Origin of the sequence: Photobacterium sp. (genome assembly GCF_033720175.1) — a bacterium.
Taxonomy (GTDB): Bacteria; Pseudomonadota; Gammaproteobacteria; order Enterobacterales; family Vibrionaceae; genus Photobacterium.
On sequence record NZ_JAWWDA010000005.1, the window covers coordinates 249,061 to 261,711 of the forward strand.

At 42.5% G+C, this 12,651-nt stretch carries 16 protein-coding genes; all 16 read right to left on the reverse strand.

Annotated features, from left to right (window positions below):
• Positions 1-11 precede the first annotated feature (11 nt).
• Positions 12-296 carry a type VI secretion system PAAR protein gene (locus R3289_RS08100; RefSeq protein WP_318925016.1) on the reverse strand — a complete coding sequence of 95 codons (285 nt, stop codon included), beginning with the start codon at positions 294-296 and terminating at the stop codon, positions 12-14.
• Positions 297-379: 83 nt separating this feature from the next.
• Positions 380-895 carry a hypothetical protein gene (locus R3289_RS08105; RefSeq protein WP_318925017.1) on the reverse strand — a complete coding sequence of 172 codons (516 nt, stop codon included), beginning with the start codon at positions 893-895 and terminating at the stop codon, positions 380-382.
• On the reverse strand, positions 895-1,116 hold the full coding sequence (locus R3289_RS08110) for a hypothetical protein (protein ID WP_318925018.1): 222 nt from the start codon (positions 1,114-1,116) through the stop codon (positions 895-897). The genes R3289_RS08105 and R3289_RS08110 overlap by 1 nt, the downstream gene beginning before the upstream one ends.
• Entirely contained in the window at positions 1,116-1,643 is a 528-nt protein-coding gene (locus R3289_RS08115) for a hypothetical protein (protein WP_318925019.1), read from the reverse strand. The genes R3289_RS08110 and R3289_RS08115 overlap by 1 nt, the downstream gene beginning before the upstream one ends.
• Before the next feature lie 86 nt (positions 1,644-1,729).
• Positions 1,730-2,041 carry a hypothetical protein gene (locus R3289_RS08120; protein WP_318925020.1) on the reverse strand — a complete coding sequence of 104 codons (312 nt, stop codon included), beginning with the start codon at positions 2,039-2,041 and terminating at the stop codon, positions 1,730-1,732.
• Between the two features lie 99 nt (positions 2,042-2,140).
• Entirely contained in the window at positions 2,141-2,464 is a 324-nt protein-coding gene (locus R3289_RS08125) for a hypothetical protein (RefSeq protein WP_318925021.1), read from the reverse strand.
• Positions 2,464-3,687, reverse strand: coding sequence for a hypothetical protein (locus R3289_RS08130; RefSeq protein WP_318925022.1), 1,224 nt, complete (start codon positions 3,685-3,687; stop codon positions 2,464-2,466). Before R3289_RS08130 ends, R3289_RS08125 begins: the two co-directional genes overlap by 1 nt.
• Positions 3,678-4,880 (reverse strand): hypothetical protein, encoded by a 1,203-nt coding sequence (locus tag R3289_RS08135; protein WP_318925023.1) that lies wholly within the window; start codon positions 4,878-4,880, stop codon positions 3,678-3,680. Before R3289_RS08135 ends, R3289_RS08130 begins: the two co-directional genes overlap by 10 nt.
• A gap of 173 nt (positions 4,881-5,053) precedes the next feature.
• Entirely contained in the window at positions 5,054-5,293 is a 240-nt protein-coding gene (locus R3289_RS08140; RefSeq protein WP_318925024.1) for a PAAR domain-containing protein, read from the reverse strand.
• A gap of 39 nt (positions 5,294-5,332) precedes the next feature.
• A complete protein-coding gene (locus tag R3289_RS08145; RefSeq protein ID WP_318925025.1) occupies positions 5,333-5,965 on the reverse strand; it encodes a hypothetical protein in 633 nt (210 codons plus the stop codon).
• Between the two features lie 44 nt (positions 5,966-6,009).
• Positions 6,010-6,318 carry a hypothetical protein gene (locus R3289_RS08150; protein ID WP_318925026.1) on the reverse strand — a complete coding sequence of 103 codons (309 nt, stop codon included), beginning with the start codon at positions 6,316-6,318 and terminating at the stop codon, positions 6,010-6,012.
• Positions 6,319-6,554: 236 nt separating this feature from the next.
• Positions 6,555-7,538: a hypothetical protein gene (locus R3289_RS08155; RefSeq protein ID WP_318925027.1), complete on the reverse strand. Its 984-nt coding sequence runs from the start codon at positions 7,536-7,538 to the stop codon at positions 6,555-6,557.
• Positions 7,538-8,566 carry a hypothetical protein gene (locus R3289_RS08160; RefSeq protein ID WP_318925028.1) on the reverse strand — a complete coding sequence of 343 codons (1,029 nt, stop codon included), beginning with the start codon at positions 8,564-8,566 and terminating at the stop codon, positions 7,538-7,540. Before R3289_RS08160 ends, R3289_RS08155 begins: the two co-directional genes overlap by 1 nt.
• Before the next feature lie 323 nt (positions 8,567-8,889).
• Positions 8,890-11,025 carry a hypothetical protein gene (locus R3289_RS08165; protein ID WP_318925029.1) on the reverse strand — a complete coding sequence of 712 codons (2,136 nt, stop codon included), beginning with the start codon at positions 11,023-11,025 and terminating at the stop codon, positions 8,890-8,892.
• Positions 10,994-11,872 (reverse strand): DUF4123 domain-containing protein, encoded by an 879-nt coding sequence (locus R3289_RS08170; protein WP_318925030.1) that lies wholly within the window; start codon positions 11,870-11,872, stop codon positions 10,994-10,996. Before R3289_RS08170 ends, R3289_RS08165 begins: the two co-directional genes overlap by 32 nt.
• On the reverse strand, positions 11,872-12,651 hold a 780-nt coding region (locus tag R3289_RS08175; protein WP_413466686.1), incomplete at its 5' end, for a bacteriophage T4 gp5 trimerisation domain-containing protein. The genes R3289_RS08170 and R3289_RS08175, both read right to left, overlap by 1 nt.

The following is a 12,651-nucleotide window of genomic DNA, read 5'->3' on the forward strand; positions in this document are numbered from 1 at the left end:
ACTCCCTGCAACTAGCCCGCTTTTACCGAGCTGCCCGCCTGTACTTTCCCACCGCAGCTGATTTTAGAGCCGCCGACGGCGATGGGTTTACCATTCACCAATTCCGACCCCACACCCGATGCGATGCTGCGCGGGTGCGGCGGATGCTTGGGTTTGATATGCGGCATTAATGCATCGCCCTGGCGGGCCACTGGGCGGCCGTCAATGAAGACGTCTGAGCTGGCCGAAATGATCGGGGATGGATGAAAACCATCATGCTGGGTGCCGATGTCACCCAATAGTGCTACTTTTGGCATAGGTAAATCCTTTTTTGTTGGTGGCTGTTAATCAAACGGTTAACTGAAGCTTATTCTGCTTTTATAAATACCATTATTTCACGCTACAAAAACTCTTCATCATGAGTGATTTCGATATCGCAGCCGATTAACTGCAGTGTCTTTTCCATTATGACGTCCAGCTCACCTTCCGGGCATACAATTCTGATCCTTCCGTAACTAGAATAATCACTGCCATCGCTATTTTTTAGTTCTGGGTAATTCCGCATTATCATCAACATAAATCGATTTTGTGAATAGCTGTATTTTATTTCTTCAACATCTTTCCATAAATAGCCCGTACCGTGTGTTACCCTGTCAAAACCTGACATTCCAAAGCTCATTAGCGCAAACGCCCCGACACCTATAAATGCCATCGGACCTATCATAAATAATGCCAGAAAACAGATGGCCATCCCGACATAAGATAGCTTTCTTACCCCGGTATAAAGCCAGAGCGGTAACTCATCATGGTATTCTTTAGCAAAGCCTGATTCCGTAAAATAATAGTGAAAGTGCGTTTTGTTATTACCCGTTGTATACCAAAAAAAAGCACCCAAACAACAAATAAACGTTGACATTAAAAAAATGTGTAAACTTCATCGTTAACACTAAAATCAGTCCAGGTTGCAAACAGTGTTATAAAAAAAATAGGACCTAGAAAGTCTAGGTACTTATTTTTTTCAATATTCATAAAGTGAACGATTTCCCAATCTAAAACTGAAGATTGAGAATACAACTTATTTTTTAATTGACTTTCAATCTCATTCACTTTCTTTTGATTACTTATTTCAATATCCATTATGCACCACCAACCACAAGGTTTTTTACTATTTTACTTCTATACGTTCGTCTAACATCAACCTTCTCGGCCACAGGTTCTAAATAGGAACCATCATTGGTTAACAATGGATGAAAACCATAACTGTAATCCTCATTTGAAAACCCATATTTCACTGTAACTCTTGGTGTTTTTAACAACTCATGCTTGGAAAATGTCAACTCAAGAATATAAGCGTTGTCATCCTCATTTTTAACCCAGCGAGAGCGCTTTGTTTCACTGACTGTATAGTCAGCTGAAATTTCAATACTAATATCAGAATCTTTTAGAGCCGCAGGAACATAGAGTTTAAAGACCAGCTTTTCACTTATTCCTACCGAAGGAGGATACGTAACGCCAGAGGGTTTATAATCTGTGATTGGAGATTGAACATATAGCGTTGGCTTCAGCATTATCCGGTATAAGTCACTTAATGTTTTTTTGATGATTTTCTGACTATCATCAGATGACCAGTCTGAATCTGGCCGGGCTCCCCATCTGGTTGCCATTAGCCATTTCTGATATTTCTTTTGTTTATCCGGCAACCCATTTGTTAACTGAAGCTTACAACTTTTTTCTCAGATACCATTTCACGCTACAAAAACTCTTCATCATGAGTAATTTTGATATCGCGACCGATTAATTGCAGTGTCTTTTCCATAATAGTGTCAAGCTCACCTTCTGAGCATACAATAATACAGGACCTAGTATTATAGTAATCACTACCGTCACGATTTTTCAACTCGGGATAGAACTGCCTTCCTATCAACATTAATCTATTTTTGGTTATACTATATTTAATTCGTTCAACATCCTTCCATAAACAAGGCAGAGAGTGGGTAACCCTATCAAAACTTGACATTCCAAAGCTCATTAGCGCAAACGCCCCGACACCCACAAATGCCATCGGGCCTACCATCAATAATGCCAGAAAACAGATGGCCATCCCGACATAAGATAGCTTTCTTACCCCGGCATAAAGCCAGAGCGGTAACTCATCATGATATTATTTAACAAAACCTGATTCCGTAAAATAATAGTAAAAGTGTGTTTTATTATTTCCGGTTGTATACCATAAAAAAGCACTTAAACAACAAAAAAATGTTGACATTATAAAAAAGGAAACCTCATCGTTAACACTAAAATCAACCCAGCTTGCAAACAGTATTATAAAAAAGACGGTGATCAGAAGCTCACCATACTTATTTTTATAAATCTGCATGAAGTGAACAATCTCCCAATCTAAAACTGAAGATTGAGAATACAACTTATCTTTTAGTAGCGTTTCGAACTCTTTGACTTTCTTCTGGTTACTTATTTCAATATCCATTATGCACCACCAATCACCAGTTTTTTGACTATTTTATTTCTATACACTCGCCTAACATCAACACTCTCAGCTACAGGCTCTAAATAGGCACCATCACTGGTCAATGATGGATAAAAATTGTAATTCTCATTCGAATATCCATATCTCACTGCGACTTTTGGTGTTTGTAACAACTCATGCTTGGAAAATGTCAATTCAAGAATATAAACGTTGTCATCCTCATTTTTAATCCACCGACAGCGTTTTGATTCCCTGACGATATAGTCACTATATATTTCAACGGTGATATCAGAATCTTTTAAAGCCGCAGGCACATAGAGTTTAAAGTGTAGCTTTTCACTTATTCCTACCGAAGGAGGATATGTAACGCCAGAGGATTTATAATCCGTGATTGGAGATTTAACGTACAATGTTGGCTTCAGCATTATCCGGTATAAGTCACCTAATGTTTTTTGGATGATTTTCTGACTATCATCAGATGACCAATCTGAACCCGGGCTGGTTTCCCATTTGGTTGCCATTAACCATTTCTGATATTCATCTTTCCGTAAATTACTTTGTATTAACGTGACTACTAGATAAATAGCGCCTGCAATCCATAGCCCTGTCACCATCCATCCCGCGAACAGAGACCCGATCAGCTTGCATGTTAAAAAACGATAGCACTGTGCAACATTAATTAATCCCATGGTTCCGACGGAACCAATTTTAATTCCAATTAGCCCCTGTTCAATACCTTCAGTTCTTTTAAACTCTTCATATAAGCCGCAACCTTCAATTACAGCCGCAAACAGGCCAAAACCAGCTGAAATCAGTGTAAAACGCGAAAACTGCCGGGCCTGCTTAATTAAGTCATCACTAAACTCAGCTAACTCTTCAGCCCCCGCTTTAAACCAGAGTCTTACGGGTTTGCTAAGAACGTCTTCTTTTCCTTTTATCTGCACCCATGCACTGCCTTGGAAAACCCCGGCTATCGCAGCCGCGGCATAACCGAGGCTTTGTTTAACCAGTCGCTTTTCTTCCGCTGATACATACGCTTTGCCATGAATATCGTTGTAAGCGTTTTTAACCGCAATAATATTCAAAACGGCGACGATACCGCCGAATTCCCCCAGCCTGTTCCAGGTAGCTTGAGTCTGCGCTTTGCCCTTGGTTAATATCGCCTGCGTCACAGTATGCTTGAGCGTTTGGGTTAAATTGCGATCGGTCGTTGCTACCAGCAACGGTACCTCAAAAGCGGTTTTTTGGTAATTCCCTTGAGTCCGACATTAGTGGCATATCGCTCGGCTAGCAATCTTCGCCATTGATAAGCCTGCGTGGCGTCTGGGTGATTGATGGTGAATGCCGGCGATAAGTAGGCGACAACGCTACTCATGGAAGCCACTTGTCGGGCTAATATATTCGCCGGCACTGAAATGGCAGCAGTAAATGCCGTCATGACTTTTTGAAGTGTGGTACTGATTTTTGACCAGAACGGTGAATGCTGTATTTCAGGGTGCTCGATGAAGTTGACGATATCATTTCGCCTGGCAATCCAGTTGCCCAGATCCGAATATTTCAGTATCTGATTTGAATCTTCCGCCTGAAAGGCTTTGCCAATCACCTGATGAAGCTCAAGATCAAAACCAGAGAGGGTAAGGGCCACCAGACTGGTGGGAGATTCAAATTCGTCACGGATCCACTGCGCCATTTCTTCGGTGATATTTTGGCTGATCACTTCAATGATATTTGCCATGAAGAAATGCAGATAGGTTTGATCACGCTGGCACTGATTATCGACAAAGCATGCCTTCGGATCGTTGCCTAAACGTATTAAGCAATGCTGCAAATCTCTGGCGGCTGCCTGCTGATGTTCAAAGCGCTTTTCCAATTCGGTTTTGATTTCATCGTATTCTTGCTGAGCTTGCTTCCAATCGACCACTTCACGGTATTTCTTTCGCAGTACCCAGGGGCGGAGCGCTTCCATATTCGGTTTTGCGTTATATTCCTGTTCTATTTCATTTGTTAGCTGCCGAACCGGAGCTTGATCTATTTGACCATATTGCCTGGTATTAATTGAGTTGTGTAACTCCAGCTCTAAATCATAGAGACGGCTCACCTTCTCATAATATTCACGCTTCATCGCCTCGGTACTGATACCGGCGGGATAATTGAACGTGTCGCTGGCGGCTGCAGCCGTTAGCTGGAGTATGTGCTCCATGACCAAAATCTGATTACCTTTCTTTTCTTCAAAGACTCGGTTATCCGCAATCACAGTGGCAAAGTGCGTGGTTATATTGGTTAAGTCGGCTAACAGATCATCCAGCGCCACATAAATGGCATCCGATACTGCTAGGCATCCACTGATGAGATCAAACTCACTTGCAACGGGTTTGAACTCAACGCCATCAAAGACGTCAGACGTGGCACACGCCATGCCCGCGAATCGATCATCCTGTGTCCCATTTGGCTTTATATCGACAATGTGTCCGGCTAATTTAGTGGTGGTAAATTCAGCGTCATAATCTGATGCTCTTTCAGACTTAACATCAAATCATTTCTTTCGGTCATTTGCTGAAGTAACTAGCCCGCTTTTACCGAGCTGCCCGCCTACACTTTCCCGCCGCAGCTGATTTTAGAGCCGCCGACGGCGATGGGTTTACCATTCACCAATACCGACCCCACACCCGATGCGATGCTGCGCGGGTGCGGCGGATGCTTGGGTTTAATATGCGGCATTAATGCATCGCCCTTGCGGGCCACTGGACGGCCATCAATGAAGACGTCTGAGCTGGCCGAAATGATCGGGGATGGATGAAAACCATCATGCTGGGTGCCGATATCACCCAATAATGCTGCTTAGGCATAGGTAAATCCTTTTTAAAAATGTTAGATTTCCGTACCTAACTTGTCTGTTAGAATACAGCGCTTTTTTTGCCAGTTGATATCTTTACCTGCATTATCAAACATCTTGCGGTATTTTTTATCGAAGGTTGCTTTGTCCATCTTGCGCCAAAAATCAGCAGGGCATTTCTGGCCGCTGGGTAAGCGTCGCTTGCCTTTTTTATCGTATTCGGCAGTGACCGGGTCAAGGTGGCGGCAGTACTCTAACTGGGGGATATCAGGCAACGGCTGGCTTATGTCCATATACTGGCGGATGAACTCCCACTCGATAAAATTATTACTGGCATGACACTCAATGGTTGAAAAAGACACACCTATAGGTTTACCACTATAACGATTACGGATGTCATGATCAAAACTGCTAATCATATATCGGTCGCGACGGTGAACAGAGTAGGAATCAAAGTCTTTAATATCTTGCTTAATGAGTTTTTTATTATTCCAAAACCCCACCTCGCCGGTTCTTCTAAATAATGTCACATAATCTTTAACATAATTGTTCATTTCAAGAGGCTTGGTTATTTTAACTGCCCACAGCAGCAGTATATTGACAAGAAAAAATTGCACCGAAAAAACAAACAAATCCACCCAACCACCAAGTGTGATTAATATAGTCACATCTTTACCATCAGCAGCGTATACATAAATAACCATGGTACCTATTAACGGTATAAAAAAAATGACGAAAGTAGAAAGAAAATTTTCATCCAGGTGTGTAATAAAGCCCAGCCACCTTTGGTGGTAATGAAGTTAAAGCTTTCATGGTTCATTAAATGCTGAACCTTAATGAAAGACGCTTTGTTTAACAGCCAATCTTCAACAAACTTCATCGGCAACTGCCGACTATAGTCCTTCAGCCACGGCTGCCGTCTACCCGCCAGTCGAATATCAAACGTTGTATTATCCCAAGGCCGTTGTAACTCGGCGGTGCTACTGTTGAAGGCGGTATCCTGGTAATAATTGTCATTCATTATGCTAGCCACTCTATTTCTAGTTTTCCATCATTATATTTTTGCTCGCTATCAATCACTTACAGAGGTAGTTGCTGAAAAGTGATAACAAGTCCTTTGCAGCATAGGCTAATCAACAACAAGAGCATGAGTCGGCATAAACTACCTCTGTAACAACCAACTCATTACTGACAAGCAGCCAATATCATCAGTAATGTTACTTCAGCCATAGGTTAAACTTTTTCATAATGTAAACATTAAATTTTCGTACCCAGCTTGCCTGTTAGAATGCAACGCTTGTTTTGCCAATTGATATCTTTTCCTGCATTCTCAAACATCTTTCGATACTTCTTTTCGAAGGTTGCTTTGTCCATCTTGCGCCAAAAATCAGCGGGGCATTTTTGGCCGCTGGGTAAGCGGCGTTTACCTTTTTTATCGTATTCGGCAGTGACCGGGTCAAGGTGGCGGCAATACTCTAGCTGGGGAATATCAGGCAACGGCTGGCTTATATCCATGTACTGGCGGATGAATTCCCATTCGATAAAATTATTTGAATGACTACGAACTGATGAAAAGATCATACCAAAACCATCACCACTATAACGGTTGCGGATCTCATGATTAAAACTGCTAATCATGTATCGATCTCGAAGATGAATGGAATAAGAGTCAAAGTTTTTAATATCTTGTTTGTCGAATTTTTTATTATTCCAAAACCCTACTTCACCAGTTCTTCTGAAAAGGGTTTTATATCCTTTAACAAAGTTACTCATCGCAAGGGGTTTGGTCTTTTTAACTGCCCACAGCAGCAGTATATTGACAAGAAAAAACAACACCGAAAAAACAAACCAATCTAGCCACCCCCTTAGGGTGATTAATAAAGTTATCCCTTCACCATCAGCGAAATAAATAGTAACAGCAAAGGTTCCAATTAACGGTATAAAAAAAATTGATGTAAACACAGAGAAAATCTTTAACCAGGTATGCAATAAAGCCCAGCCACCTTTGGTGGTGATAAAGTTAAAGCTTTCATGGTTCATTAAATGCTGAACCTTAATGAAAGACTCTTTGTTTAACAGCCAATCATCAACAAACTTCATCGGCAATTGCCGACTATAGACCTTCAGCCACGGCTGCCGCCTGCCCGCCAGTCGAATATCAAACGTTGTATTATTCCACGGCCGCTGTAAGTCGGCGGTGCGACTATTGAAGGCGGTATCTTGATAGTAATTCTCTTCCATTATGCTAGCCACTCTATTTCTAGTTTTCCATCATTATATTGTTGTTCGCTGTCATTCTTTTTATAACTAAAAACCAGCTTTTGGGGGACAAACTTGTTTTGATTTATGTCAAACAAAACAAGTTCACCTTGCCAGCGTGCTGCTACTGTTGATAGTGAATATTTTGCTGCTATCTCGTTCTGGTGATACAAACAATCAAAGCCAATAATTTGCCCCTCATTACCATTCAACCATTTCCCCTTTACCATTGGCGTTATGAATGAGCGCTGATTTCTTGCACTCGATAACCGAAAACGTTTTTCTAACTCCATTGATATGATTGGGTTTTTGTTGAATGTGAGTAGCGACATAGACGGATGAGATAACAGGCCTGAAGCAATTGTCATTGAACTGTCTCTCTCGTCTCTAAATGATGTATCTATTTCGATTAAGCGAAATAGTTCAGCAATCAATTCAATTTCACTTTTCTCATTTTCAATACCGGTATAAAACGGTGAAGGTTCAATTGATTTATCTTCTTGACCTATTAGCCATTTATCCACTTTGTTATCTTTCCATAACTCCCTCAAGAACATTCCACCAGCACCTAAAAATAGACCTAATGATAATAAACCCAGAGGCGTTAGCCCCATAGCGGCAAGTAGCGCAGTACTGGCAAGAAGCTCACTTCCCATTGCAATGCCCATCCCTACCCCGGCAAAGATTGACGCGATACCCGCATCGTTATCTTTATCGTCAATTAACCGAACACCTTGCCAGATATCAAGTATCGCGGTTAGCCCGCCAGCAACTAAACCTGCAACTTTTAAGCGAGAAAAACTTATTGAATTTTTTAAATATTTATTATCAATTGCAAACCACTCAGAACTCACCTTCAACGATACCTTCGATAGCGGCATGACTTCCCGATACAGCGTCAAACTTGTTACAGTCAAATCGCCTAAAGCGCTACCTATGGAGGTTACTAAATATATATCATGCTCTCCACTTTCCTTATAAGTATTAGCATAATCTTTAATTGCATACATCAAATTAATCGTGTCAATTAACGTTAACCCTGTCAGTATTCCTTTAGCATGATCCCACCAGATTCGCAGAGCAATATTTTCACGCTTTGTGTCTACCTCAACATAGGTTGCTAAAATATTTCGTTGATGACCTGTCTTTTGTGCCAGTTTTAAATCACGAGGATTATTAGAAGCGACTAATTCACTACCGGAATAAAACCGACTGTTATCAGTACTCCTTAATACAGGTACACCTTGTTTTTTTAGTTGCTTAGACGTTTGAACGTTTATTTGTTTCAGATCGGTAATTGCATTTAATGGCGATAGCAGTGCATTCTTTGCTCTCAGATTTGCGTCACTATTTTGCAGCTGTTCAAATAAATTGCCGACTTTATTTTTTTTGTACCGGTATAAATATGAGAGGTTAGAAACTGTTTTTTTGTTCCATTTTCCTTCGCTTTTTCTAACAACTCCTTTGCGTACGCATTCATATATTCACTGATTAATGCCGTCGTCCCGCCAGTAACACGTCGCATTAGACCGAAGCTGGTAACCGCCATTTCATACATCAAATCGCCAGCAACATTTGAATGTCGTTGTTGCTCAACCAGTTTCTTTTCGACCACTGCCATGGCCTGCTGTTGTTCTTTTTCCCTTTGCATAAACAATGCTGGATAAGGCGTATCAAACTGGCTTTTCTTCCAGATCGCATGATTGACATCGCATATTTTTTCAAAATCGTGCGGCCTGAATAGCCCGCTACCGTCGTTACCGGCAGTGCAGTTTTCCTCTGATACCCCCATAAAATCAAAAATGCCGCTCAGACTTAACTGCTTCTTAAAATCAGCCCCTGAACCTTGTAACGCGCTGTCATTGCGTACCCATTTAAGCTCATCTTTGGTTGCCAGCTTATCAATGTCTTCAACCTTGATATTGAGCGCTGCCAGCAAAGCCGGAACTTCCATAAAACCGGCAATGTAATCGGCATCATCTAACGAGAATAAGTCTCTCAAACTATTAATAACAAGCGGCGTATCGCTGACTAACCGGTAAAGAGAAGCCATCGCCGATGATAGATTTTGGTGCATTACCCAACGCTCATAAAGCATGATGCCCGACGCAAACACTGTTCCGGGTTGTAAGTTGATTTTATCGCTGTGATACGGATTGTCTTGCGTGCCGGTTTTACTCGCCCTTACCAGGGAATTAACCAACATGGAACTGGTACCATAAGGGGTGTAGTAACACGCTTCACACAATAGTGACAGGCATCCCGCACTCGATTCCATCTGACTTAAATATTGGTGTATCGCGCCGCGCACGTCTGCGACCATAAAGCCGTGAATGGCTTTATCGCGAACCCGTGTAAAGCAATCACCCGTTGCTACTTCACCTATCTCTGTTGCCGGTATCTCCGCTTTCTGATCTTTTTTTGGCCCGGCCTTACTGACCTGTTTAGATAACGCCGGTAATACAAATTCAGGCTCTAACTCTGCCAGTTTTTCAGCATTAAACGTCTTCGGATCGGATATCGCTTTTACTGCTGATTCCGACTTATTCTTTTGTTCTCGTGGGTATTGACCACTTAAATCGTGCAGGAAATGTGTTGGCTGTAGCAGAGCTTGTTCAATAATCGGTTGTCGGGGGGTCTGGGGTTTTATGTCATTAACGGGGGCGGCGTAATGCGCGGTTCTGGGATCAAATTTTTCTTTCCAAAATTGTTCAAACAACCTCACTGGAGATTGTGTACGAGATAAATATCGATCCTTTCCTTTTTCCAACCAGTTGATATAGGCGCTGCTCCATGGCTCTGATGAAAAGGCAAAATCTATCTGGTTTTTCTTCTCCCCGCTTATCGCTGAGATATCTTGCGGAAACCAGATGGTATCTTGCGCCTGCCCTGCTATGACCCTTGGCAGGTGCGGCTGATCTTCTTGCCATTGTTCACGCCATGTTGCTATATCCAGATCGGTAAAGGTTAGACAGTTGTCTTGACTGTAATCAATAACGATCTCACGCCATAACCGACCATTGTTGAAGACATAAAGAAACCCCTGAGGTAAGGCGATTATTTTCTCTAATGCCTGATTATCACTGCCGGCCTGCTGCGTCAGCATATGGGCATCTAATGAGGTATAGGGAACCGCGGCATTGATCCGGGCTTGTTCCCGTTTTCCGTCTTTTGCCGGGCGGGCCGGATTTAACATCACCCCGCCCGTTAAAGGAACGTAATAAGGCTTATTATCACTGCCTGTATTAATTGCAATCACATCTCTCGCGTTTGTTTGTTGATCGCAAGCCATATAGTCATCAACAATAAATTTCGTGCTATCGTTGGTCGTCACTGATTTTTCAAACGGCAGAAATAATTTATTGTTTCTAAGCAGCACCAGTTTTTGCTTTTCATCAACAAGCCCCAGCACTTCAATAATTAAGTCACAGCCTTGATCACATGCGTGCCGAGGTGAATTGGATGACATTATTCTTTTCCTTTATTTGATACTTTTTAACTAATGCCAATGCGGCTTTTATTTCATATCCGCGTTGTGTTATTTCCATCAGCAACGCTTTTTGACTATCTGGCGTTAGATCATTAAGCCCCAAGCAGAATTGCTCCGCTCTGAGAGGGTTGATTGGGCTCTTGGACAATAAAGGCATAAGCCATGACATTATCAACTGATGCCGTTTCTCTAAGCTCAGGTTAGCGAGTTCAGCTTTGCCTTTCAGCTTCATTGCGACATTATCAATAACGATGGTATTTTGGCTTTGTTGTAGCTGTGCCAATTGGCTGGGGGTTAATGCTAATCGGCTTGAGGTTGTATCAATCTGAGGATCAGGCAAGTTATCAGCATACTCCCAACCCATAATTTCATTTTCATATCGGTGTGGCCAAATCCAGCGCGCTTCCACATTCCCCATTAGATACTGTCTTTGCTCAGGCACCACATCTGATAAAATTGCTGATAAATAACGCGGCTCATAAAATCGAAACAGACACTCTTTCCCATCAGCACAAACCGTTAGGTTTCGCTTCAAGTGCTCTGCAACCTCACTTTGTTCTAACTTTGCCTGCACCGCGAAACCGGCATAACCACCGGTGATAAATTCATTGATAAAGAATTCAAGCAACCTCTCGGTGCTTTGTACGATGACAGGGCCATCCATTGCCAATGAATGGTATTGCGTTGCCGAAAATAAGAAATCCAGCTCTGGCATTGGATCAATATTGTATATTTTGGTTAGTAACCCCGGATCATAAGATGCAGTATCAAGCACCAGATATAACGGACAATGTGATATCAATACATCTGAGAATTTATCGACCATTACGCCCCCTTATTTGTCTTTAAACAAGGGCAATCAGACAATGGGCACGAACCATCGGCTTGTTTCTCACAATGTGCGATCAACGCATCATCAGTCATTAATGAGTTACTGTTTACTGGTGCAACGGCCCTTTTCGCCATATTCCCAAACGCGGCCAGAGACATAGACGACGCCACTGTTTGTACCTGCATCGCGGTTGATGCGGCCAGTGCGTCAGCCTGACCAATCACTCTCGGCAATTGTGGCGACTGGCCTCCGTAGCCACTCCCCCTTCCCGCGCTGCCGTCAGAATTCAGCTTGATGCCGGATGGGTCGATTTTCACGAAACTGCCGCCGCCTTTCAGGGTGATTTCGGATCCGGCTTCAATCACTGCTTTATTGCCCACTTTGATGTGGATTTCACTGCCCGCTTCGGTAAGGTGTTTGCTGCCAATTTTGGTCTGCTGCGTGCCTGCAGTCTCGTGATGGTTATCTCCGCCGACCTTTTCGAACTGATTTCCGTTTACCGTGCAGTGATCATCAACTTTGATTTCCTGATAGCGGCAATCGTGGACAGTAAGGTGATCGGCATTCAGTATTTCCTGGGTGCGGATGTTTTGTACGGTGGTATCGAGATCTTTGGCGGCATGAAGATAGACTTGTTCGTTATTTATTTTGTCGTCAAAGCGCCATTCATTGAAGTTCTGCCCGCCGACACTGGACGATGTTTTAAAGGTGCTGCGGGTTTTATGCTCGGGCAGGGCATAAGGCACTTGGTTTTTGGTGTTATATAACGCACC